This is a genomic window from Mucilaginibacter sp. (assembly GCF_965200995.1).
In the GTDB taxonomy this organism is placed as follows: Bacteria; Bacteroidota; Bacteroidia; order Sphingobacteriales; family Sphingobacteriaceae; genus Mucilaginibacter.
In genome coordinates, this window is record NZ_OZ241743.1 from 2,466,350 (window position 1) to 2,488,881 (window position 22,532).

Sequence of the window (22,532 nt, forward strand, 5' to 3'; positions counted from 1 at the left end):
TTTACCTCCCGCCCCGCATTAGCCAATGAGTGAAAAAGTAATACTGGTATGGTTTCGGAATGATTTACGTGTGCACGACAATGAGATATTGCTGGAAGCCGTACGTAAAGCTGATAAGGTACTGCCGGTGTATTGCTTTGATCCCTATTATTTTAACGTTACCCCCGCAGGCACCTTTAAAACCGGTGCGAACCGGGCAAAGTTCCTGCTGGAGAGCGTGGCCAACTTGCGCCGCAACCTGCAGCAGTTGGGCGGCGAGCTGATTATCCGCACAGGTAACCCGGCCGAGGTGCTGCCGCAACTGGTTACCGAGTATCAGGTGAGCGAAGTTTACCATCACCGCGAGGTGGCCTTTGAGGAAACTGCCGTTTCTGAAGCGGTAGAGGCGGCATTATGGAAGCTGAAAATCAACCTCAAGCACTTTATCGGGCACACCTTATACCATAAAGAAGATTTACCGTTTCCCATTAAGGATATTCCCGACAGCTTTGCCACCTTTCGTAAAAAAGTGGAGCGGGAGAGCACCGTACGCCCCTGCCTGGCTACGCCCGAGCAGGTGGTGGTTCCGGTGATTGATGCGCCCGGTGCGTTACCGGCGTTACCGGATTTGGGTTTAACCGAATCTGTGGCGGATGTGCGTTCCCTGCAATTTACCGGGGGCGAAACGGAGGGCTTGAAACAACTGGAGGCTTATTTTAACCGCAATGTGCCCACAACAGCTAAGGCCAAAGCGGCGGCGCATACTTCAAAGTTATCGCCCTGGCTGGCTATGGGCTGCCTGTCGTTAAGGCTGGTGTACTGGGCCATTGCCGGGCAGGAGCAGGCTTCCGGCAGTTACCCGCTGATGCTGGAACTCATGTGGCGCGATTATTTCCGGTTTATGTTTAAAAAGCATGGCAGCCGCTTTGCCGAAGCTGCCGGTTTTAAAGGCGAAGCGCCTGCCGTGGCCGATAACCAGCAGGATTTGCTGGAAAGCTGGAAAACCGGCACTACCGGAATGCCCTTTATAAATGCCGCCATGCACGAATTAACCATTAGCGGTTACCTGAGCGGCCCCGCCCGGCAATTGGTGGCGGCCTACCTGGTGCAGGAGTTGAAAGCCGACTGGACACAGGGCGCCGCCTGGTTTGAGGAAAAACTGATCGATTATTCGCCGGCCAGCAACTGGGGTAACTGGGCCGCCGTAGCCGGCGTAGGGATTGACCCGCGCGAGCACCGTACCTATAACATCGCCAAACTTATCAAAGACCTCGACCCCAGAGGCGAATACACCAAACGCTGGCTGGCCCCAGCGGGCGAAGCATAGGCGGTGCCTGCGGTGGTATAGCCTTCTTGTTGAAAGCATTAAGTCATTATAAGCTGTTTAAAATATAAGTCGCGTTATTGCGAGAAATGGGCGCCATCCTCAACTATGCAGATTGTTTTGCAGTGCTGCTCTGTATGCCGAGGGTGGCGCCCGTTTCTCGCAATAACGTTGTTGTGAGGTTAGTTAAATTAAAGAGTTATTTTGCATCATGGTAATGCAAAGGGGCGGAAGTGTTTATATACTTACTAATCAGCAACATTCGGTTTACTACACGGGTGTTACGGCCAACTTACCCGACCGTATCTGGCAGCACATTAACCAGATTTATCCTAAAAGCTTTACAGCTAAGTATAATTGTAAACATCTGGTTTATTATGCCGATTATCCAACAATTGAAGAAGCCATTACTGAAGAGAAGCGCATCAAAGCTGGTAGCCGACAGTCCAAGATTAACTTAGTCAGTAATTTTAATCCAGAATGGAAAGATTTGTACCCAGATTTGATGAACGGATAATCCAACAAGCTATCAAGACTATTCTGATTATTATAACAGCTTTACAACAACGTCATTGCGAGGTACGAAGCAATCCTCGATTATGCAGATCGTTTTGCAGGGCTGCTCTGTATGCTGAGGATTGCTTCGTACCTCGCAATGACGTTGTTGGCGTTATTACTTCGCATCTCCTAAAACATCAACAACTTCTCCCGCAATATCTTCCAGGTAATTCACCTCATTATCGCCCTCAATCAATTCGAGTATCAGGGCCTTTAAGCGCTTGTTCTTAAAGAAATTCAATTGCTTAGCCGGAAATAAAATTTAAGGCGTTAAAACCATTTTAAGTACTTATGATATTGTAAAGTATGCTCGAACATCATTCAATTAAAACATATGCGCCCGAAGTATCAGACCGGAACGATAACACAGGCGGCTACTTTGTAGCCGTACAACTGAAGGATTTTTCGGAACAAAGTGTTGCCGCAACTGCAATGTACAGTCGTAAGGACTTTTATAAAATATCATTGATTACCGGTCAGTCTACCTATCATGTACAGGACCGGTCATATCATTTCAGTGCCGGTGGCTGGGCATTGGTTTTTTCAAACCGCGACCATCCATATCGCTGGGAGGTACACGAAGGCACCTGCAACGGCTATGCCTGTATGTTTACAGAAGATTTTTTGCCGCTGCATACCCATATCAGGCCTGCAGACTGGCCGGTATTTAACGGGCAGGCACAGGCCGTAATCAGGCTGACGGATAAAGACAGGGCTTTTTTTGAAAATATCTTCAGGAAAATGCTGGAGGAGCAGTCATCGGCCTACGCCCAAAAGTACGACCTGCTGTTTTTATATGTGATGGAGTGCATTCACGGGGCGTTAAAACTGGAACCGGAAGCAGCGCCGCAAAGCCAGACAGCGGCTACCCGGTTAACTGATGCATTTAAAACCTTACTGGCAAGCCAGTTTCCGTTGGCTTACCCACACCAGCAAATTGTTTTACGAACCCCGCAGGATTATGCCGACCGCCTGGCTGTACATACCAATTACCTGAACCGCGTACTAAAAGAAGTAACAGGCCGAACAACCTCGCAGCTGATAAATGAACGGGTTATGCAGGAAGCCCGGGCCCTGCTGTTGCACTCCAACTGGACAATAAGCCAAATCAGCAGCAGTTTGGGGTTTGAAGAATCTACGCATTTTGCCAGGGCATTCCGGGCCTCTACCGGGCAAACACCGTCCTCATTACGTTAAATAGTTGATCATGGTCTGCATTGGTTTGACCAGGGCTGATGGTTAACCCACCGGCGGGTATACATTTGTAATAAACTTAATAGATAAACAGATATGAAAACATGGTTTATTACCGGTACCTCATCCGGGTTCGGACGAACGCTCACTGAACAGTTGCTGGCACAGGGCAACAGGGTAGCGGCTACATTGCGTAAGCCTGAGGCGCTTAATGACCTTAAGCAGCAGTACGGAAACCTGCTATGGATAGCAAAAATGGATGTTACCGATGCAGTGCAGGTAAATGAAACAGTAACAAAAGCCTTTAATGAGCTGGGGCGTATTGATGTAATTGTTAACAATGCAGGTTACGCATTATTTTGTGCGGCCGAGGAGGCAGGTGATGAGCAGATCAGGCAGCAGATTGATACCAATATTATTGGTTCTGTTCAGGTAATAAGGGCGGCCCTGCCTTATCTGCGTGCCCAGGGGGGCGGCAATATCCTTCAGTTCTCATCAGCCGGCGGCCAAGCCACTTATCCAAACTTTAGCTATTATCATTTAACCAAGTGGGCAATAGAGGGCTTTTGCGATACACTTGCCAAAGAGGTAGCACCGTTCAACATTATGGTAACAATTACAGAACCCGGCGCGCACGGCACCTCTTTTGGCGCCGGAATGCAAACGGCCCCTGTTATGGAAGCTTATGACCAAACACCGGCCGGTGATGTGCGGAGAGCTGTATACAGCGGTAATTTTCCAATAAATAACAGCGTTGATAAAACAACGCAGGCAATTATTACAAGCATGGAACAAAATGATGCACCGTTGCGGTTGGCCCTGGGCGGGGATGCCTACCGGGAAATGAGGGCATCACTTGTTGCCCGGCTCGAAGCGCTTGACCGTCAGAAGGAAATAGCATTGGCCAGTGAAACAGCGGATTGATACCGTAAGCCTGAAGCATATCTATCTTGATAGCAGTTGTTATGGAACAGAAAGGAAATACAAATAACAACTTATTGCTTGTAGCGGTTGTTCTGTATAAGCTCTTAACAAATGCAGGCTGCCTGGTAACAGGTTTATAATTTGCTGATCTCCGGGATCTGTAATTTTAATAACCCCGTACCATGCAGCCTGCAGCTATTTTTAAAAGCATGCAACGGGGATACAGGAAAACTTGCAGCGTTACAACTCCGCCTGTAAGGGCAACGCCCATATAGGGGTAGTACACGGGCTTCCCTCGTATGGCTCTGCTCGTTAGCTTTACCAGCAACGCAATGGTAGCCGTACCTTGCCGTTGCCCTCAATTAAGGTAATTACCCGGCTGCTGCTATATCAACAACTTCTCCCGCAATATCTTCCAGGTAATTCACTTTATTATCGCCCTCAATCAATTCCAGTATCAGGGCCGTTTCGCTGGTGCCGGCCGTCATGTACTCAATGGTTTCCACAGCAGTAACCAGGTAACTTACTTCCTCATTGTTCACTTGTAATGTGATATGGTTACCATAGGCAATCGTACCTTCCAATACTTCTCCGGTCAAAATGTGGCCAATGCCTACAATATAGTAAGCATTGCGTGTTTGGAAGCGGGCTGCAACAGGTGCATCAGTATGGTGCTTAAACGTCATAAAGTGTAAACACTATTTAAATTAAATCAGGTGGACTTATTTGATTTTAGCAATAAAATATTAAAAACTTATTGATTACCTTGTCGCTCAATCAGCGCGAATTACTTCTCTATTATTCAGCTGTTTAACCAATTATTTCCTGTACCTAAATAAAATTCAATGTCATCTAACAGAAGAAGTTTTTTGAAGCATTTTGGCGGCGCTGTGCTGTTAACTTCGGCTTCGCTTACCAGCCTCGCCGCGCAGGAAGATTACGAGCGCCGCATTTTGCTGGCCGAAAAGCGTATTGGGCCTAATGATAAAATCCGCATTGCCACCATTGGCATGGGCATTATGGGTTTTAATGATACCAATGCCGCCTTAACCGTGCCGGGTGTGGAAATGGTGGCCGCCTGCGATTTATATAAAGGCCGCCTGCAGCGTGCTAAAGAAGTGTACGGCCAAAATATTTTTACCACCAACAACTACGAGGAGATATTAAACCGCAAGGATATTGATGCCGTGATCATCGCCACCAGCGATAACTGGCACAGCACCATTGCCAAAGCTGCCATGCGCAAAGGCAAAGCCGTATACAGCGAGAAGCCGATGGTGCATTACCTCAGCGAGGGGCTGGATGAAATACGGGTGCAGAAGGAAACCAATGCCGTGTTTCAGGTCGGCAGTCAGCGCATCAGCAGCATGGCTTACCAGAAGGCGAAGGAGCTGTATAAATCAGGCGCAATCGGGCAGATCAACACCATACAGGCCTCCTTTAACCGGCAAAGTGCGCTGGGGGCGTGGCAATATACCATTCCGCTGGATGCCGGGCTGCAAACGGTAGACTGGGACCGTTTCCAGGCCAATGAGAAGGTGAAACATGCGTATGATAATAACCGCTTTTTCAGGTGGCGTAATTACCGCGAGTATGGTACCGGCGTGGCCGGCGATTTGTTTGTGCACCTGCTTACCGGCATCCACTTCATCACCGACTCTAAAGGGCCGGACAAGATATTTTCCATTGGCGGCTTAACGTACTGGAAAGATGGCCGTAACGTGCCCGACGTAATGAGCGCCGTAATTCATTACCCCGAAACTAAGGAGCATCCCGCCTTTCAGGTAAACCTGCAGGTAGATTTCATCAGTGGTGAGGGCGATTATTCTACTACCAAAATCATCGGCTCCGAAGGGGTGATCAACCTGTTCGGCGAGGGCGACGGCTTTACCATTGTGAAAAATAAGATGCCGAATGCGCCGGGTATAGGCGGCTGGGATTCTTTGTTTACCTATCCGGAGGCCATGCAGAAGGAAATTTTAGCTAAATACGATTTAAAGTATTCCTCAAAAGATAAGCTGGCACCCAAAATGGACGGCGTAAAATATGAAGCGCCCAAAGGCTACAATGCCTCGCATGATCATTTTGCCAACTTTATGGATTCCATACGTACCGGCAAACCGGTGTTTGAGAACGCCGAGTTCGGCTTCCGGGCAGCGGCCCCGGCGCTGGCCTGCAACGACAGCTATTTTCAGGGTAAGATCATCAACTGGGATGCCGAGCACATGAAGGTAGTGTAACTTGTTTTAAAATCAGTAGGCAGCTTAAATAATCTTATTGCCCCTTTGGGGGCTACCTGTTTATAGTATTCCATTTTAATAAATTCGTTAATGCACCGTAGGTGTTACCCTTACCATTTGCTGCGAAATGCAAAATGAGGGTAGCACCTATGGTGCATTGGTATGTTTGTAAAAATGTGTCTATAAACAGGTAGCCCCTAAAGAAGCAAAGCATTGATGCTGATATAACATATCGGCTGTTAGCGAAATTGCAAGCTAAAAAATAGGGTAGTCTTCAAATCCATCGTGTATGATTTAGAAAGCGGCCTGATGCACGGCTGATAATATTAATTACATTTGCAGGCATCACAACCCGAAGGATATTCGCTTTCTATGCCATCATCAGCCTATGTGTCTTCCGCTCAATCCAATAAAACCATATTTTGGTTTTTGCTGTGCTGGACGGGGCTGAACCTGCTGCAGGCCGCCACCCTGGGCCTGCACTCCGACGAGGCCTACTACTGGATGTACTCCCGGTTTATGGACTGGGGCTATTTCGATCATCCGCCTATGGTGGCCGTCTTCATCAGGGCGGGCTACAGCTTGCTGCACAACGAATTGGGGCTGCGCCTGCTTACGGTATTGCTCAACCCGCTGGCTATCTACCTATTATGGCTGATAGCCAAGAAATACAAGGCCAATGCCCGGTGGTTTGTGGTACTGGTGGCCGGTATGCTCAGCCTGCACATTTATGGCTTTATTACTACGCCCGATGCACCGCTGCTGCTGTTCACCATATTGTTCTATTATTTTTACCAGCAGTACCTGGAGGAAAACAAATGGTGGCTGGCTATAGCCTTGGGTATAACGGTTGCCTGTTTGCTGTATAGTAAATATCATGGCGTACTGGTTATTGTGTTTACCCTGCTGGCCAACATTAAGCTCTTAAGGCGGCCTTCGTTTTATTTGATTGTGGTGCTGGCTGCGGTATTATACCTGCCGCATATCCTGTGGCAAATACATCACCATTATCCTTCGGTAGTGTATCACCTGTTCGAGCGGTCGTCTGATACCTATCAGCCGCAGCATACTTACCAGTACATACCGGGGCAGTTGCTGATGGCCGGGCCGCTTATCGGCTGGTTTATGTTTTACTACGCCTTTACCACCCGCATTAAAAATGCGTTCATCCGCTGCCTGATGGTGAACGGCATCGGCACGTTTGCCTTTTTTTTAATCAATACCCTAAAGGGCAATGTGCAGCCGCACTGGACGCTGATCGGCTTTGTGCCGCTGGTGCTGCTGGTACTTATCCACCTGCAGCAGCCGGGCTATAAACCGGCCTGGCTGTACAAGCTGGCGCTGGTGAACGCCGGGCTGATTGTAGTATTCAGGTTGCTGCTGGTAATGCAGTTGCCGCCGCTTACCAAATGGCGGCCGGTGCGCAGCTTTTTTGCCTACAGGCAATGGTCGCGGCAAATACAGCAACGGGCGGCGGGCGCCTATGTCATCATCCCTTCCAGCTTTCAGGAGGCTTCAAAATACAATTTTTATACCCGCAGCCTTAAAGGTTTTGATTACGATGAGCGCTATTACCGCCGTACCCAGTATGAGTTGTGGCCGGTTGAAGACAGCCTGCAACACCAGCGGGCGCTGCTGGTTACCGATTTGCCGGTGAAAGGATTAACCACCGATTCGATGCAGACTGTAAAGGGGGTGCGGTACTTTAATCCGGTTAATGAGGTGCGCACTTTTCAGCGGGTGGATGTACAGGCTGCAGAAACCAAGTTTGAAGCCAGGCCAGGGCAGCCGCTTACCCTTAATGTTTTGCTTACCAATCCTTATGCGCAGGCGATTGATTTTGGCGAAATGGTGCACGGTGAACCCATCACCTTGTCGGCCTGCTTTTACCAGCAGGACGAACTGAAACTGGAACAGCAGGCACCGCAGAATTTCCGGCAGTTGCATATTGCGGCCCGTAAAACCGGCAAATACCGTTTTGCCATTCAGGCGCCATTAGCGCCGGGCCGTTACGATTTGGTGTTTTCCATCCGCACGGCGCCGTTCACAGGCGGCCGCAACAGCAGGGTTATTTATTTTACCGTACGTTAAACTGATTGATTTTACATGATTAAACATTTTTACTTAGTTCTTATCTCTGCCTTCATCCTTTCCGCTGTTACCGCAAATGCACAAGATACCACCGCTGTCCGCCCCGGCAGTCTGGATGTTCATTTTAATGGGTTCGGATTTTTTGATAACCGCGAATACAAGGCCTTTACCGAGCGTTCGCGCACGTACTCGGGCACCCGCGTAAACCTCGATTTCGGGCTTAACTTGGATAGCTTCAATCATTTTGTGGTAGGTATCAACGGCATCCATGAGTTTGGTGCCAGGCCATTCTTCCTGCGGGTCGATCCGGTGGCTTATTATAAGTTTGAAAGTCATAAATGGCTGTTCAACGCCGGTATGTTTTCGCGCGAGGGCTTGCTTACCCAGTATCCGCGTGCGCTGCTGAATGATACGCTGCGGTACTACCGCCCCAACATTGAGGGGCTGCTTACCCGTTACCAGACCGAACATGGCTATGAAACGTTGTGGATTGATTGGGTAAGCCGCCAAACCAATACCGACCGCGAGCAGTTTCTGTTCGGGTTGGCCGGTAAATACCTGCCCAGTACCACCGGGCCGTTTTACATCTCGCATTACTTTGTGCTGCTGCACGATGCAGGCGCGGCGGTAACCATTCCAGGCGACCATATCCGCGACAATGGCGGCCTACAGGTGCGTTTAGGCATAGATTTCAGCCACAAAACCGTGTTTGATTCCCTGTCGGTGGAAGCCGGAGCGATGGCCTCCTTAGAGCGCACGCGCAGCGTAACCGGTTTGCAGCACCCGCTGGGCTTTGTGGCCAGCGCTTTTGCCCGCTACCACCGCTTTGCTTTTTTTGACGAATTTTATGCCGGGCAGGGGCACCATATTTCCTATGGCGATTCCTACTACGAGAAGAAATTGTATAACCGGCTGGATATCATCTATTCGCCATTTCTTTATAAGCGTATCACCGGGCAGTTTGTGCTCAGCCTGCACCAGTCGCCGGGGCAATGGAACGATAACCAGCAGGCGTTTCGTATTATTTATGATTTGGGCCGCAAAACGCTGGTGAAGTTTAAAGATTAAAAATACCTTGCCGCGTTAGGCGTTAACCCAATGTGTATGAAATCATCCCTGTACCTTAAATGTCTGATTTTATTTATAGCTGCCGGCTTGTTTCACCTGTTAACTGTAAAGCGGTTATCGGCCCAGCACCACGAAGTTTCGGGCTGGGGGGCGTGGTTTCATTCGCAGCGGTTATCTCCGCACTGGGGTTTGTTGTTCGATGCCCAGTTCCGTTCTGCGGATAAGTTCGCTTACCTGCGCAATCCGCTCATCCGCCCGGCGGTAAGCTATTATTTTGATAACCGCCACTATGCTTCGGTAGGCTATTTGTTTACCGGCACCTATCGAAAGACAGATGAAGTGAACACTTTCCGCCCGGAGCAGCGCATCTGGGAGCAGTATATTTTTACGCATAAGGCAGGCCGCAGCACACAGTTACAGCACCGTTTCCGGCTGGAGCAGCGCTTTGTGGGCCGGTTAGGGGCTAGTGATCCTTATTTTGCCCAGCGGCTGCGGTACTTTGTGCGTGGGATGGTACCGTTCAGAAAGGATTCGGTGTTTAGCAAGGGCACTTATATCGGCCTGCAAAACGAGGCCTTTGCCAATGTGCAGCACAACGACAAGATCAATGGCAGCGTGTTCGACCAGAACCGGGCCTATATTTCCTTCGGTTACCGCTTCAGCAAGTTTGCTGATGTGGAGGCCGGTTACCTTAACCAGTATGTGAACGCCGTTGGCGAAAACACCATGAACCATGTGGTGCAAATTGCGTTGTATACCCGGTTGTAATCAATGCAGCACGTATCGTCAACTTAAAACAATACCTTTACAAATACATTATCCTTTAAAACAACGCATTACATGAAAAGAACATCCTTTGTAAAAGCCTTAACCCTGGCTGCTGCCACTCTGCTGCTGCCCTTTGTGCTGAAGGCGCAGTCGCACCAATTGAGTCCGCATGATACCGTTACCGCTAAAGTAGCCGGTGCCGATTTGAAGATTATTTATGGCAGCCCGGCCGTAAAGGGGCGTACCTTGGGTACTGATATTGCACCTTTTGACAAGGCATGGCGTGCCGGTGCCGATGAGGCTACCTTGTTTACCACCAGCAAGGATATTATGGTACAGGGTAAAAAGCTGCCCGCAGGTACTTACAGCGTATTCATTATTCCCGGCAAGGCCAGCTGGACTTATATTTTTAATTCGCAAACCGGCCAGTGGGGTATAAAGCGCGGCGGTTTAGCCAATTACGAAGAAAGCAAAAATGTGCTTACCGTTACCGCCAAACCCAAGCCTGCAGAAATGACGGAGCGTTTAAGATATGAGTTTTATAAAAATGGCTTGAGCCTGCGCTGGGACAAGATAGATGTACCGCTTACCATTAAGTAATTACTTGTACCATACATCAAAACAACAAAGGGGGCCGAAAGCCTCCTTTGTTGTGAATTAACTAAACTGAACTTTATATATGATGAACCTCGCCGCTACCATGCTTTGAAGTGTTGATTTGCTTGGCGTTGCCGCTGTAATACACATCACCGGAGCCGCTTAAGGAGGCATCAATTTTAGTGTTCACATTTACACGCACATCGCCCGAGCCGCTGATGCGTACGGCGGTTTCATCAGTAGCCAATGAGGAAGCTGAGTAATCGCCAGAACCGGAGATGCTGATGGAAGAACTGCGGGCATGGCCGCTTAATTTTATATCGCCGCTGCCGGAGATGGAACTTTCTAATTCCTGAGTTTCCACTTTGCCGGCAATATCACCCGAACCGGATAATCTGATTCTCAGGCTGTTTGCCCGTAATCCGTCTTTAAAAAAAACATCACCCGAACCGGTTAAGGTAACGGCATTTACATTCTTGATAGCCACATAAATCACCATATGCTCGTTACTGTTCCAGTTCCAGCCGCTATTGTTTTTCATGCCTAATTTCAATACGCCGCCTTCCACTTTGGTGGTAATGCGGTCAATCACATCGGCAGGCGCTTCTACCTTAACCGATTCGGTGTTGCCCTGCACCACATACACGTCGAACGAGCCGGTGGCATCAATGGCGCTAAAGCCGGTGAGATGGCGGTCTTCGGTGTTAAACGCGGCTGTTACAGTAGTAGCAGGCCTGATGGTAGTAGCTGCGTTGGCAACGCCGGTACCGCTTAACAAAGCGGCAATTACAAATGCTTTTGATAGTGAGTTCATGGTCTTTTATTTGATTTGTACCTATAAGATGCCGGAGGGGTAGCAAACGTTGCAGAAAACTGAAAAAATATTTTTTTTGGTAGATAGAGCGGGGAGCGGAGTGGGAGGAGCGCTATGGGCGGAAATAAAGAATACAACAAGAAGAGGATATGTAAGGATCTTTATGCTTTAATATTTCACCTTCATTAGCCTTTGTCCCTCCCTCGGGAGGGTAGGGAGGGGTTTATGCGCTATGATGAAATTTTTCTGATGCGTTGCCTGACTGGCGTACAAACCCCTCCCTGCCCTCCCCGGGGAGGGACAAACTTTGAATGAATGTATGCAAAATATTCATTCAATATAAGCGAATGGCTGTAAAAGCAAAAGGCCGGCTAAACTGCCGGCCTTCCCTTAGTCAATCAGTACCCCGATATAATAATTAAAGGTATCTACCTCTATATTATCCTTGGTGGCGCCGGACAACCCCAATGCGCCCCAGCGGTTGCTTACTTTTATGTACTGGTACTCGCCGCCTTTGGTGCGGATGCGCACCGGCATGTTAAAGCCACGCTCGTCGGTTATCCAGCGGGCGCCCATCTGGCCGCGAACGGTGGCAATTTCCAGCACGGGCAAAGTTTTGTAGTGCAGGTACTGGTTAAATACCGGGGTAAGATCCGTACCCGCTTCTTTGTTGATATAAGCGATGATCTGGTCGCCGGTTACGGTTTGGTGGTAGAACGTTTTATTGAGGCCGCGCAGAATGGCCAGCCACTTGGCATCGTCATTTATAATGGTGCGTACCTGGTTGAGCAGTACGCCGCCTTTGGCATACATATCGCCCGAACCCTCGTGGTTTACACCATACGGGCCTACAATAGGGCGGTCGTTCTGAATGTTAAGCCGGCTGCCGTTCACATACTCCTGCCCGGCCTGCTTGCCGTAATAGGTTTCAGTGAACAGCGATTCGGAGTAATAGGTAAAGGCCTCATGCACCCACATATCGGCAATATCCTTAGTGGTAATATTGTTGCCGAACCACTCGTGCCCGCTTTCGTGAATTACGATATAATCCCACTTCAAGCCCCAGCCGGTACCGGATAGGTCGCGGCCTAAGTAGCCGTTGCGGTAGTGGTTACCGTAAGCTACCGCGCTTTGGTGCTCCATACCCAAATGCGGTGTTTCTACCAGTTTATAACCATCCTCGTACCAGGGGTAGGGGCCAAACCAGTGTTCGTGCGATTTCAGCATCGGTTTCACATTGGCATCAAACTGCTTTTTGGCTTTTTCCAGGTTATAAGGCAGCACCCAGTAATCCAGCGTGAGTTTGCCCTTTTCGCCATTGTAGGTATCGCTGATGTGGGCATAGTCGGCAATGTTGGCGGCTACATCGTAGTTGTTGATGGGGTTGCCCACAAACCAGTCGTACCGGGTATAGCCGTCTTTTAGAGGCGTTACCTTACGCAGCCGGCCGTTGGATACATCTTTCAGGCCGTTGGGTACGCTAATGCTGATGAGCATACTGTCCACCTCGTCGCTCTGGTGATCTTTGGTAGGCCACCATACGCTGGCACCTAAACCCTGACAGGCGGTAGCTACCCAGGGTTTGCCCAGCGAGTCAGTACGGTACTGCACGCCGCCATCCCAGGGGGCGTTTTTGGCTTCGCGCGGATTGCCGGAATATAATACCGTAAACTCATCATGAAAACCTTTCTGAATGGTATTGGGAAAAGTAACAAACACCGCATTAAACTCGCGGGTAAACGGAATGGATTTGCCTTTGTATACTACCTTCTCTATCTTCAGGTTGTCGAACAGATCAAACTGCAGCTTATTAAAATTCTGCGTGGCGGTAAACCTGAACAGGTTACTGCCGCTGATGGCTTTATTGGCGATATCGAACTTCACATCCAAATGATAGTAATTAATATCGTAGCAGGTACGCAGCGGCGTAAGCGTACCGCGCAAACTGTCGGCACGGGTAAACTGCTCTTTGGTTTGCAGGAGCTGGGCTTGAGTAAACAAAGGGGCCAAACCAGCGAGTAACAGGAGCGCTTTTAATTTCATTAAGATCGAATGTAATAAGTTAAAAATCTAAAAGCGTCATTGCGAGGAACGAAGCAATCTCTCTGCACCAGGCTTTGGTTAAGCGTAGAGAGATTGCTTCGTTCCTCGCAATTACGTGATGGAGATTAGCTATAATCTATGAACCATCAGCCATGAACTATTTTAACACTTCCACATCTATATAACTATCGTTATACACCGTTTCGGTTGCCTTTACATAGTCGCTTTCATCGGCCTTGTAAGGGTTGGCCACAAATTTTTGCGGGTTGCGGGCAAACAGCGGGAAGGCGGTGCTTTGCACCTGTATCATGATGCGGTGGCCTTTCTTAAAGGTGTGCAGCACATCTTGTAAACGCACGTTTACATCCGTTTTCTGACCGGGTACCATTGGTACGGCCTTATCAAAACCGGTACGGAAACGGGCCGGCATAATTTCCGAGCGTACCATCTGCCAGTAATTGCTCAAAATAATGTTCTTGTTCGGCATATAGGCGTTGTTGCGCTCATCCGGCGGATACACATCAATCAGTTTCACCACATAATCGGCATCGCTACTGCTATTGGCTACTTTCAAGTGGGTCATCAGCTCGCCGCCTAAGGTCATATCTTCGGTCAGCACATCAGTTTGGTATACCAATACATCGGGCCGGCGGCCGGCGAAACGCTGGTCTTCGCTCATGTAATTGTGCGGGGTAAAGCCCATGGTAGTGGTGTTATCTTCGGTGTAGGGTACCGGCTTCATCGGGTCGCTCATGTAAGATACCGAACCATTGCCCGAAGGCTGGCTCATTGGTAATTTACCATCATCACTCAGGAAAAATTTAACATGCGACGCATTGGCAACCGGCCATTGGGCGAACTGCTTCCATTCCTTGTTGCCAGTGTCATACATATAGGCTTTTGGCAGGCCCGAATTTTTATCGCCGTTGCCTTTCAGGAAGTGGTTGAAGAACTTGGCTTCAATATCGCGCTGGTAGAAAGTGGCAATGCTGTCGCCAAAATATACGTTGCTGTGCATGGTATGCCCGGTCTCGCGCGACCAGCGGCCATGCCCGAAAGGCCCCATCACAATGGTATTGTAGGCCGAAGGATCAGTTTTGTTGATGCGCTTGAACATGTCCAGCGGGCCGCTCAGATCCTCGGCATCGTACCAGCCGCCCACAAACATTACAGCAGGCTTTACTTTGCCATAGTGGCGCGGCAAACTGCGCGATTGCCAGAACTCATCATAATTCGGGTGGTTCACTGTTTCCTGCCAGTAGAAATTGTCTTTATAATATTTATCAGCATTTTTCAGCGGGCCCATATCCAGCAAAAACTGGTAGCCATCGCGGGTGCCGGTTTTAATATTCTGGCTGGCGTACCATTCCTTACTGGTGGTATCTGTCTTCTGCACACCAAATACCGGGTAGGTGAAAAAGTAGCTTTCCAATAAAGCGCCGTTATGATGAAAATCATCAAAAAAGAAATCGGAAATGGGTGCCTGCGGCGATGAAGCCTTTAGCGCCGGGTGGTTAGACAGGATGCCGGCAGCGGTGTAAAAGCCGGGATAGGAGATGCCCCACTGGCCCACGCGGCCGTTATTGTTGGCTACGTGCTTTACCAGCCAGTCGATGGTGTCGTAAGTATCGGTGCCTTCATCTACATCTTTTTTGGTTTTATGCTCCACTACCGGGGTCATGTTGGTCCAGGTGCCCTCGCTTTTGTAGCGGCCGCGCACATCCTGGTACACCACAATGTAGCCTTCCTTCATCATCAAATCCGACGGGCCCAAACGCGAAGGTATTTTGCTTTCGCCATACGGCGCAATGCTGTAGCAGGTGCGCTGCATCACCATCGGGTATTTGTGCTGCGGCGAAGCGTCGTTAGGCGTGTAAACGGAGGTAAACAGCTTGGTACCATCGCGCATGGTGATGTATACATCTTTTTTGGTGTAATGTTCTTTGGCATAGCTGCCGGTGCCCTGCGCCTGTGCGCCGGTACAGTAAGCAGCCGCCAATAGTAGCAGTAAGCAGATTTTTTTCATAATCGGGGAGATTGAAGTATTTGGGAGCCTAATTTAAAAAGTTTAGTTGATTAAGCGCCTGGTAGCGATTTATTAATTGCAGATGTATGGTTTTGTAATGAAAAAAATACAGGATGAGATTGTTATATCTTTAACTGCACCTCAAAAATAGGAGTCATTTCGACCGTAGGGGGAAATCTTCTTCGAGCGATTCTTTTTTAATAGAAAATTGTACCTGCGGCCGAAACAGCGAGGCTACTAAACCTGTGAACTATGCAAGCTCAGCCTTTACACTGTAATCACACAAGAATTATCCTTTCGCATGAATATTGCTTACCTTTGCGCACCAACCAAATACGCTATATATTATGCAATATGATGTAATTGTTATCGGTTCGGGCCCGGGCGGCTATGTGGCCGCTATCCGCTGTGCCCAGCTGGGTTTAAAAACCGCTTGTATCGAAAAATACGGCACTTTCGGCGGCACCTGCCTTAATGTAGGCTGTATTCCGTCAAAGGCATTGCTGGATTCTTCGGAGCATTATCATAATGCAGCGCATACCTTTAAAACGCATGGCATCAGCCTGGATAACCTGCAGGTAGATTTCGGGCAGATGATCAAGCGCAAAAATGAAGTGGTGGCGCAAACCACCGGCGGTATCGCATTTCTGTTCAAAAAAAATAAAATCGATGCTTACCAGGGCATTGGCTCTTTCAAGGATAAAAATACCATCATTGTTAAAAAAGAAGATGGCAGCGAGGAAACGCTAACCACAAAAAATGTAATCATTGCTACCGGTTCCAAGCCGTCAAGCCTGCCCTTTATTCAGCTGGATAAGAAGCGGGTAATTACTTCAACCGAAGCATTGGAACTTACCGAAGTGCCTAAGCACCTGATTTTGATTGGCGGCGGGGTAATTGGTTTAGAATTGGGTTCGGTGTATGCCCGTTTGGGTGCCAAGGTGTCGGTAGTTGAATTTATGGATTCTATTATCCCGACGATGGATAAGCAGCTGGGTAAAGAACTGCAAAAGACCTTACAAAAAATCGGCATGGAATTTTACCTGGGCCACAAGGTAACCGGTGCCAAAGCCGAAGGCGACGAGGTAACCGTAACCTTTGATACCCCAAAAGGCGAGCATAAGGAACTGAAAGGCGATTACTGCCTGGTAGCCGTAGGCCGCGTAGCTTATACCGATAGCTTAGGGCTGGAAAATATTGGTTTACAAGTAGAAGACCGCGGCAAAAAGATTGCGGTGGATGAGCACCTGGAAACCAGCGTTAAGGGCGTATACGCCATTGGCGATGTGGTGCGAGGCGCCATGCTGGCCCATAAGGCCGAAGATGAAGGCACCTTTGTGGCCGAGCATATTGCCGGCCAGAAACCGCACATCAATTACAATTTGATACCGGGTGTGGTGTACACCTGGCCCGAAGTTGCCAGCGTAGGTTATACGGAGGAGCAGTTGAAAGAGAAAGGTGTGAAATATAAGGCAGGTTCCTTCCCGTTCAAGGCCAGCGGCCGCGCCCGCGCCAGTATGGATACGGATGGCTTTGTGAAAGTGTTAGCCGACAGTACCACCGATGAGGTTTTAGGCATCCACATGATTGGCCCGCGTGCGGCTGATATGATTGCCGAGGGCGTAGTAGCCATGGAGTACCGTGCCAGCGCCGAAGACATCTCGCGCATGAGCCACGCTCACCCCACCTATACTGAGGCCATCCGCGAAGCCGCATTGGCAGCTACGGATAACCGGGCGATACATATATAGATTACATTCAAGTGATTGCAAAAGCCGGCAACTAATCAGGCCGGCTTTTGTTGTTTGAATACATGATGCAAATTGTTATTAATACAGGTATTATACTACTTACTATTGCCGGTATGGAGGCATTATCCTGGGCGATACATAAATACCTGTTTCACGGACCGTTATGGTTTATTCATAAAACACACCACCAGCACCGTAAAACAAGCTGGTTTGAGTGGAATGATCTGTTTAGTTTAGGCTTTGCAGCCCTGTCTATATGGCTGATGTGGGTTGCCCACAAAACATTGGACTACCGCTTTTGGATAGGGGCGGGCATCAGCGTATATGGTGTTATCTACTTCATTTTTCACGATTGGTATATCCACAGCCGGATGCGGCCCTTCCGTACCTATAACCGCTATCTGCTTAACATTCGCCGTGCGCACAAAATTCATCATAAATCCACCGGGCGGCTTCCCTCAGAAGAGTTTGGGTTACTGGTTACCCGGAAGCAGTATTTTAAGTAAGTAGTAATGTATTGCTGATTTTACATTATAATTTGCAAGCGTATCGTCCCGCTGAAAACTATTTATACCTTCCTCGGGAAGGTAGCGGGCGTTCACAACCTTGATATTATTCGCTGCCGTTCATGAGATCGCTCCGCTAAGTGTTGGTACTTTTGTGTCAAGGCAAAGGCGTACCAACATATATACAGCACTAACCACATAAAGCGGATAGCAGCAAAAGCACAAACACGCATCCCCTCAACATTTCTTATCTTTGTCCCCATCCGGGATAAAAACCCGGCAACTCGTATGATCAAAGAAATTGAACTCGTCTGCTCACCTCAGGAGCATGAAGATACAGGCGTATTAAAACGCTTGGCCGCTGCCAAAACCAACCTTCCGCTTCAGCGCATTCAGGATTTACACATTGTAAAACGCTCTATTGATGCCCGTGGCCGTAATGTGGTGTACCGTATGCAGGTGAAAGTGTTTGTAGACGAGCCGCGCATATCCGAAGACTTCACGGTGCAATATCCGCCCGTAAAAAAAGCGAAGCCTGTAATTATTGTGGGCGCCGGTCCGGCTGGCTTGTTTGCGGCATTGCAGTGTTTGCAGCAGGGGCTGAAGCCCATTGTGCTGGAACGCGGTAAAGATGTAAAGCAACGCCGCCGCGATCTGGCTAATATCAACAAGCAGGGGCTGGTAAACCCCGATAGCAATTACTGCTTTGGCGAAGGCGGTGCCGGTACCTATTCGGATGGCAAACTGTATACACGTTCTACCAAGCGAGGAGATATTAACAACGTGTTACAGGCGTTTGTGGCGCATGGCGCTACCGAAGATATTTTGGTGGATGCGCGTCCGCATATTGGTACCAACAAACTGCCGCAGATTATTACCGCCATGCGCGAAACTATACAAAACGCAGGCGGCGAAATTCATTTCGATACTAAGGTAACCGCTTTAAACGTAAGCTTTGATAAAATACAAGGGGTGCAAACTGCCGGAGGTAACGAGTTCAAGGCAGAAGCCGTAATCTTAGCCACCGGCCATTCGGCTCGGGATGTATTTGAATTGCTGCACCGGCAAAATATACTCATCGAAGCCAAGCCTTTTGCTTTAGGGGTACGCATTGAGCATCCGCAGGAAATTATTGATAGGGCCCAGTACCATTGCGAGCATCGCGGGCCTTACCTGCCGCCTTCTTACTATAGTTTGGTAGAGCAGGTAGATAACCGGGGCGTATTCTCCTTTTGCATGTGCCCCGGCGGTATCATCGCACCTTGTGCTACTGACCCGGATGAGATCGTGGTAAATGGCTGGAGCCCCTCCAAACGTAATAACCCGTATGCTAATTCGGGCACTGTGGTGCAGGTTAATTTAGAGGACGTGCCGGGCAATGATGATGATCCCTTTAAGTTGCTGCGTTTCCAACAGGAAATAGAGCGGGCGGCTTTTACGGCTGGCGGCGGTAACTTGGTAGCCCCGGCCCAGCGCATGGTTGATTTTGCCGAAGGCCGCATTTCTGCCGATTTACCGGCCAACTCTTATCTGCCGGGCACAGCAAGTGTAGCATTAAAGGAAGTGCTGCCGGGCTGGATTGCTGAACGCTTACGCAAAGCGTTGCCGGCATTTGGCCGTAAGATGAAAGGTTACTACACCAACGAGGCCTTGCTGGTTGGGGTAGAGTCGCGTACTTCATCGCCGGTAAAGGTGCCGCGCGACCGCGAAACATTGCAGCACCCGCAGGTAAAGGGATTATTTCCCTGCGGTGAAGGGGCTGGCTATGCAGGTGGCATCATTTCTGCTGCTATTGATGGCATCAACTGTGCCGCCGCAGCGGCCAAACTATTACAATAATGGCAACATCAACTCAACTGTCCGGCCAGTTTCAAAACCTGTTTTCGGGCCAGCCCTGGTATGGCAATAACATTTACAGCATACTGGAACCGGTAGCTTTCGAGTCGGCTTATGAAAGGCCGTCTGCAGCAGGGCATACGAACATTGAGATATTGCTGCATATGCTGAGCTGGACAGAGGAGGTAACTGCCCGTATGGGCGGCAAGTTTGCCGGTGAACCTACCGGTGGCGACTGGCCCGAAGCCGGTGCGCCCGATGAACAAAAATGGCCCCAACTGGTTAATCAGTTAAAGCTGGCCAATGTAAACCTGCAGCGAGCGGTAGCCGATTTTCCGGAAAATAAGTGGAACGATAAGGTAAACGACGAGCGTGGTACCGAACCCGTAACTACTTATGAGGAATTGATACAAGGCTTTATGCAGCACCAGGTATACCATGCCGGCCAGATTGCCTTATTAAACCGACAACTCAATGGCTGATAAAAAAACTTTAGTGCTGGGGGCTACGCCCGATAGCAGCCGATACGCTTACCTGGCAGCCAACCGTTTGGTGCGCACCGGGCATTCTATTGTAAACGTAGGCATCAAAACCGGCGAGGTAGCCGGTGTGCCTATTGAAAAGCCTGAGGCTATTCATGATGACATTGATACCATCACCTTGTATGTAGGCACCCGTAACCAGGAGCCTTTGTACGAGTATATACTTGCTACCCACCCCAAACGCATCATCTTTAACCCCGGTACCGAGAATGCCGAACTGCGCCGTAAGGCCCACGAGCGCGGCATCGAAACCGTATCCGCCTGTACGCTGGTAATGCTGGCTACGGGAGAATACTGAATTTAGGTTTCAGAGTCAGGAGTCAGGAGTCAGGAATATTTTTGAATCCTGATTCCTGACTCCCTACCTTGATTCTTTTTTCACTTCAACACAAAACCACCTTTAATAAGAAACAGGCAGATGTACGTAAGTGGTTAGATCATCGCCCCTTGCAGTTTGAGCAGTACACTATCATACAGGTAAATGAGGTGGTAAAGTTATCTTACAACCAGCGCTATAGGGGCCTGTTTGAAAAAAGCCATGTGCAGCAATTACTGCAAACCAACCAGTATTGGGTAGTACGGGAGCTTAATTAGTTTGATTACTTTAACCTTACCCAAACCTTACCTACCGTACTTTAAAGCAGCGTTTAAAAGGCTTGCTAACCCTGTTAGCCAAAAAGGCCGCTCTTACGCAAGCAGGTTAGCGAGCGCCTTTTGAACAGGTGTTATATTACATGGTTACGGCACTGTTAAACACGTGCAGGATGCGTTAATAAACTGATGAACAGTATAATAGCAACAGCAGCTGCAATATAAGCCCAGTATTGTATTTTAATAAAAAAGAAGGAATGGCTGGGTGTAATCAGAAATTCCTGCCCGGTGGCTTTGTCAACCACTGTACGGTTCTTTAGCGGCGAATTGAGCCGGATACCGGTAAACCACAACGCCGCCGCTGCTGCAGCCAAACCCAGGCATATGCCCCAGGGCTGTACCGTAGAAAACAAAGCATTAAACAATAGATGTACTACTGCCACAACCACCAATGCAATCAGGGGGACTAAAAAGCCATACCCGCGCCATACAATAAACATAACCAATCTCCTTTTGTAAATGCGTTAATAAGATTTTGCTGAGGAACAATTTGATAAGTTAACAGTTAAAAGCTAAGATGTTTTAACCGACTTGTCATCATGTTTTACTATTATCAGATACGCAGGCATCATCACAAAACAGAAGCCGTTCCTTATGTAACCTGCCCGGTATGCCATACCGATGGTTACCTGCACATGAGCATTTTGCAAAAATACAGGTGGCAACTGGGGCCCATAGCACCTTCAGGCAAGTATGCCATTGCCTGGTGCGAGCATTGCGGCAACTACATCCCCAAGGTAAAATGGACAGATGCCATGGACCAGGCCTTCCGTAAAATGAAGCAGGGCCTGAAAACACCTTTGCGGTTATACCGCGGGCTGGTGGTGTACCCATTAGTAATAGCTGCTGTGGTTGGCATAGCTTTGCTGGTTTTTAAAGTAAAAGATCATAAGCAGCAAGGTAATCAGGCTTTGGTAAAGGATGCCATTCTGCATCCGCACCAGGGAGATATTTTTCAAATTACCCATACCGATGGTACCAATACGTATTATACTTATTTTAAAGTAGCCAGTACCAGGGGCGACAGTGTATATTTTTATCCCTCAAAAGTGCGGGTTACTGATGTAAAGAACATGAAGGCCTGGGATAACATACCTACCGCCGGCAGCGATTATGAAACCCGGCCCATTGGCTTTTCCATTTCGGCCGCCAAAGAATCAGATATGTTTACTTATGCAACGCAGCCGGTACAATATGGCATGGTATGGAGCTTGTACCGCGACGGAACTTTATATAAAAAATATTAAGCTATGGCTTTTGAAGAACATAAAGAAAGAAAACTGCAGTTTGGCAACCCTTATGCCGATTATGAGTATTATGGCAAATACTCGCGCAGTACTTTACCGGGTTTGATATTCGCCTTCATTATAGGTGCCGGTTTGTGCTACCTCGGCTGGTACCGCTGGCACGAAATTAACATGGCCGAAGTAATGGGCGGTACCATCTCACTTACCTCGATTGAATGGGCGCTGTACAAGATCAGCGGTAAGTGGGGCGTTGCAATTTTACTTGCATTATTCGGTGTAGGCTTATTTGCCCTTGGCATTTACAATTACCGCCGGCTCGAAAAAATGAAGGAATAAGCCTGCGTTACAACATTGCGTGTGCTTTTATCAGGCA

The 22,532-nt window shown here is 48.7% G+C and carries 23 protein-coding genes; 17 read left to right on the forward strand and 6 right to left on the reverse strand.

All coding sequences use genetic code 11. The features are described 5' to 3' along the window. Positions 1-25 precede the first annotated feature (25 nt). Positions 26-1,306, forward strand: coding sequence for a DASH family cryptochrome (locus ACY652_RS11605; RefSeq protein WP_462264537.1), 1,281 nt, complete (start codon positions 26-28; stop codon positions 1,304-1,306). Between the two features lie 208 nt (positions 1,307-1,514). Continuing rightward, positions 1,515-1,820, forward strand: coding sequence for a GIY-YIG nuclease family protein (locus tag ACY652_RS11610; RefSeq protein ID WP_462264538.1), 306 nt, complete (start codon positions 1,515-1,517; stop codon positions 1,818-1,820). Positions 1,821-1,976: 156 nt separating this feature from the next. Here the strand turns inward: ACY652_RS11610 and ACY652_RS11615 are convergent, their stop codons facing one another. Next, positions 1,977-2,102 carry a hypothetical protein gene (locus ACY652_RS11615; protein WP_462264539.1) on the reverse strand — a complete coding sequence of 42 codons (126 nt, stop codon included), beginning with the start codon at positions 2,100-2,102 and terminating at the stop codon, positions 1,977-1,979. A gap of 65 nt (positions 2,103-2,167) precedes the next feature. On the opposite strand from ACY652_RS11615, the gene ACY652_RS11620 reads away from it, so the two are divergent. Next, positions 2,168-3,058 (forward strand): helix-turn-helix domain-containing protein, encoded by an 891-nt coding sequence (locus tag ACY652_RS11620; RefSeq protein WP_462264540.1) that lies wholly within the window; start codon positions 2,168-2,170, stop codon positions 3,056-3,058. A 93-nt stretch (positions 3,059-3,151) separates the two neighbouring features. Continuing rightward, positions 3,152-3,979 carry an SDR family oxidoreductase gene (locus tag ACY652_RS11625; RefSeq protein WP_462264541.1) on the forward strand — a complete coding sequence of 276 codons (828 nt, stop codon included), beginning with the start codon at positions 3,152-3,154 and terminating at the stop codon, positions 3,977-3,979. A 371-nt stretch (positions 3,980-4,350) separates the two neighbouring features. On the opposite strand, the gene ACY652_RS11630 is transcribed toward ACY652_RS11625, so the two are convergent. Next, complete coding sequence (locus ACY652_RS11630) at positions 4,351-4,665, reverse strand: hypothetical protein (RefSeq protein WP_462264542.1); 315 nt, start codon at positions 4,663-4,665, stop codon at positions 4,351-4,353. A 159-nt stretch (positions 4,666-4,824) separates the two neighbouring features. Between ACY652_RS11630 and ACY652_RS11635 the strand changes: the two genes are divergently transcribed. From ACY652_RS11635 to ACY652_RS11655, 5 genes are all read left to right on the forward strand, one after another. Next, complete coding sequence (locus ACY652_RS11635; RefSeq protein WP_462264543.1) at positions 4,825-6,219, forward strand: Gfo/Idh/MocA family protein; 1,395 nt, start codon at positions 4,825-4,827, stop codon at positions 6,217-6,219. 336 nt (positions 6,220-6,555) lie between these two features. After that, complete coding sequence (locus tag ACY652_RS11640; RefSeq protein WP_462264544.1) at positions 6,556-8,310, forward strand: ArnT family glycosyltransferase; 1,755 nt, start codon at positions 6,556-6,558, stop codon at positions 8,308-8,310. 15 nt (positions 8,311-8,325) lie between these two features. Continuing rightward, positions 8,326-9,378, forward strand: a complete 1,053-nt coding sequence (locus ACY652_RS11645) for a hypothetical protein (protein ID WP_462264545.1) — start codon at positions 8,326-8,328, stop codon at positions 9,376-9,378. Between the two features lie 36 nt (positions 9,379-9,414). Further along, complete coding sequence (locus tag ACY652_RS11650; protein WP_462264546.1) at positions 9,415-10,146, forward strand: DUF2490 domain-containing protein; 732 nt, start codon at positions 9,415-9,417, stop codon at positions 10,144-10,146. Positions 10,147-10,218: 72 nt separating this feature from the next. Further along, on the forward strand, positions 10,219-10,746 hold the full coding sequence (locus tag ACY652_RS11655; RefSeq protein WP_462264547.1) for a DUF2911 domain-containing protein: 528 nt from the start codon (positions 10,219-10,221) through the stop codon (positions 10,744-10,746). Between the two features lie 73 nt (positions 10,747-10,819). Here ACY652_RS11655 and ACY652_RS11660 read toward each other — a convergent pair whose 3' ends face one another. The 3 genes from ACY652_RS11660 to ACY652_RS11670 all read right to left on the reverse strand — a co-directional run bounded on the left by ACY652_RS11660 (position 10,820) and on the right by ACY652_RS11670 (position 15,626). Continuing rightward, complete coding sequence (locus tag ACY652_RS11660; RefSeq protein ID WP_462264548.1) at positions 10,820-11,557, reverse strand: head GIN domain-containing protein; 738 nt, start codon at positions 11,555-11,557, stop codon at positions 10,820-10,822. 390 nt (positions 11,558-11,947) lie between these two features. After that, positions 11,948-13,600, reverse strand: coding sequence for a M1 family metallopeptidase (locus ACY652_RS11665; RefSeq protein ID WP_462264549.1), 1,653 nt, complete (start codon positions 13,598-13,600; stop codon positions 11,948-11,950). Between the two features lie 157 nt (positions 13,601-13,757). Beyond that, on the reverse strand, positions 13,758-15,626 hold the full coding sequence (locus tag ACY652_RS11670; RefSeq protein ID WP_462264550.1) for a CocE/NonD family hydrolase: 1,869 nt from the start codon (positions 15,624-15,626) through the stop codon (positions 13,758-13,760). Between the two features lie 347 nt (positions 15,627-15,973). On the opposite strand from ACY652_RS11670, the gene lpdA reads away from it, so the two are divergent. The 6 genes from lpdA (at position 15,974) to ACY652_RS11700 (ending at position 20,855) form a co-directional block, all read left to right on the forward strand. Next, positions 15,974-17,377, forward strand: coding sequence for a dihydrolipoyl dehydrogenase (lpdA, locus tag ACY652_RS11675; RefSeq protein WP_462264551.1), 1,404 nt, complete (start codon positions 15,974-15,976; stop codon positions 17,375-17,377). Between the two features lie 62 nt (positions 17,378-17,439). Beyond that, positions 17,440-17,883 carry a sterol desaturase family protein gene (locus tag ACY652_RS11680; RefSeq protein ID WP_462264552.1) on the forward strand — a complete coding sequence of 148 codons (444 nt, stop codon included), beginning with the start codon at positions 17,440-17,442 and terminating at the stop codon, positions 17,881-17,883. 288 nt (positions 17,884-18,171) lie between these two features. Continuing rightward, positions 18,172-19,722 (forward strand): NAD(P)/FAD-dependent oxidoreductase, encoded by a 1,551-nt coding sequence (locus tag ACY652_RS11685; protein WP_462264553.1) that lies wholly within the window; start codon positions 18,172-18,174, stop codon positions 19,720-19,722. Further along, positions 19,722-20,201, forward strand: coding sequence for a DinB family protein (locus ACY652_RS11690; protein WP_462264554.1), 480 nt, complete (start codon positions 19,722-19,724; stop codon positions 20,199-20,201). Before ACY652_RS11685 ends, ACY652_RS11690 begins: the two co-directional genes overlap by 1 nt. Further along, on the forward strand, positions 20,194-20,559 hold the full coding sequence (locus ACY652_RS11695) for a CoA-binding protein (protein ID WP_462264555.1): 366 nt from the start codon (positions 20,194-20,196) through the stop codon (positions 20,557-20,559). Before ACY652_RS11690 ends, ACY652_RS11695 begins: the two co-directional genes overlap by 8 nt. A gap of 68 nt (positions 20,560-20,627) precedes the next feature. Further along, complete coding sequence (locus ACY652_RS11700; RefSeq protein WP_462264556.1) at positions 20,628-20,855, forward strand: hypothetical protein; 228 nt, start codon at positions 20,628-20,630, stop codon at positions 20,853-20,855. A 155-nt stretch (positions 20,856-21,010) separates the two neighbouring features. Here ACY652_RS11700 and ACY652_RS11705 read toward each other — a convergent pair whose 3' ends face one another. After that, positions 21,011-21,352 carry a hypothetical protein gene (locus tag ACY652_RS11705; RefSeq protein WP_462264557.1) on the reverse strand — a complete coding sequence of 114 codons (342 nt, stop codon included), beginning with the start codon at positions 21,350-21,352 and terminating at the stop codon, positions 21,011-21,013. Between the two features lie 99 nt (positions 21,353-21,451). Between ACY652_RS11705 and ACY652_RS11710 the strand changes: the two genes are divergently transcribed. Further along, positions 21,452-22,159 carry a hypothetical protein gene (locus tag ACY652_RS11710; protein ID WP_462264558.1) on the forward strand — a complete coding sequence of 236 codons (708 nt, stop codon included), beginning with the start codon at positions 21,452-21,454 and terminating at the stop codon, positions 22,157-22,159. 3 nt (positions 22,160-22,162) lie between these two features. After that, positions 22,163-22,495: a hypothetical protein gene (locus tag ACY652_RS11715; protein ID WP_462264559.1), complete on the forward strand. Its 333-nt coding sequence runs from the start codon at positions 22,163-22,165 to the stop codon at positions 22,493-22,495. Positions 22,496-22,532: the final 37 nt, after the last annotated feature.

Coding starts and splice junctions, on each gene's coding strand:
- lpdA (WP_462264551.1), top strand. CDS start 15,974: ATGCAATATGATGTAATTGTTATCGGTTCGGGCCCGGGCGGCTATGTG.
- ACY652_RS11670 (WP_462264550.1), bottom strand. CDS start 15,626: ATGAAAAAAATCTGCTTACTGCTACTATTGGCGGCTGCTTACTGTACC.
- ACY652_RS11665 (WP_462264549.1), bottom strand. CDS start 13,600: ATGAAATTAAAAGCGCTCCTGTTACTCGCTGGTTTGGCCCCTTTGTTT.
- ACY652_RS11710 (WP_462264558.1), top strand. CDS start 21,452: ATGTTTTACTATTATCAGATACGCAGGCATCATCACAAAACAGAAGCC.
- ACY652_RS11625 (WP_462264541.1), top strand. CDS start 3,152: ATGAAAACATGGTTTATTACCGGTACCTCATCCGGGTTCGGACGAACG.
- ACY652_RS11660 (WP_462264548.1), bottom strand. CDS start 11,557: ATGAACTCACTATCAAAAGCATTTGTAATTGCCGCTTTGTTAAGCGGT.
- ACY652_RS11620 (WP_462264540.1), top strand. CDS start 2,168: ATGCTCGAACATCATTCAATTAAAACATATGCGCCCGAAGTATCAGAC.
- ACY652_RS11705 (WP_462264557.1), bottom strand. CDS start 21,352: ATGTTTATTGTATGGCGCGGGTATGGCTTTTTAGTCCCCCTGATTGCA.
- ACY652_RS11605 (WP_462264537.1), top strand. CDS start 26: ATGAGTGAAAAAGTAATACTGGTATGGTTTCGGAATGATTTACGTGTG.
- ACY652_RS11645 (WP_462264545.1), top strand. CDS start 8,326: ATGATTAAACATTTTTACTTAGTTCTTATCTCTGCCTTCATCCTTTCC.
- ACY652_RS11635 (WP_462264543.1), top strand. CDS start 4,825: ATGTCATCTAACAGAAGAAGTTTTTTGAAGCATTTTGGCGGCGCTGTG.
- ACY652_RS11715 (WP_462264559.1), top strand. CDS start 22,163: ATGGCTTTTGAAGAACATAAAGAAAGAAAACTGCAGTTTGGCAACCCT.
- ACY652_RS11685 (WP_462264553.1), top strand. CDS start 18,172: ATGATCAAAGAAATTGAACTCGTCTGCTCACCTCAGGAGCATGAAGAT.
- ACY652_RS11630 (WP_462264542.1), bottom strand. CDS start 4,665: ATGACGTTTAAGCACCATACTGATGCACCTGTTGCAGCCCGCTTCCAA.
- ACY652_RS11695 (WP_462264555.1), top strand. CDS start 20,194: ATGGCTGATAAAAAAACTTTAGTGCTGGGGGCTACGCCCGATAGCAGC.
- ACY652_RS11610 (WP_462264538.1), top strand. CDS start 1,515: ATGGTAATGCAAAGGGGCGGAAGTGTTTATATACTTACTAATCAGCAA.
- ACY652_RS11650 (WP_462264546.1), top strand. CDS start 9,415: ATGAAATCATCCCTGTACCTTAAATGTCTGATTTTATTTATAGCTGCC.
- ACY652_RS11680 (WP_462264552.1), top strand. CDS start 17,440: ATGATGCAAATTGTTATTAATACAGGTATTATACTACTTACTATTGCC.
- ACY652_RS11655 (WP_462264547.1), top strand. CDS start 10,219: ATGAAAAGAACATCCTTTGTAAAAGCCTTAACCCTGGCTGCTGCCACT.
- ACY652_RS11690 (WP_462264554.1), top strand. CDS start 19,722: ATGGCAACATCAACTCAACTGTCCGGCCAGTTTCAAAACCTGTTTTCG.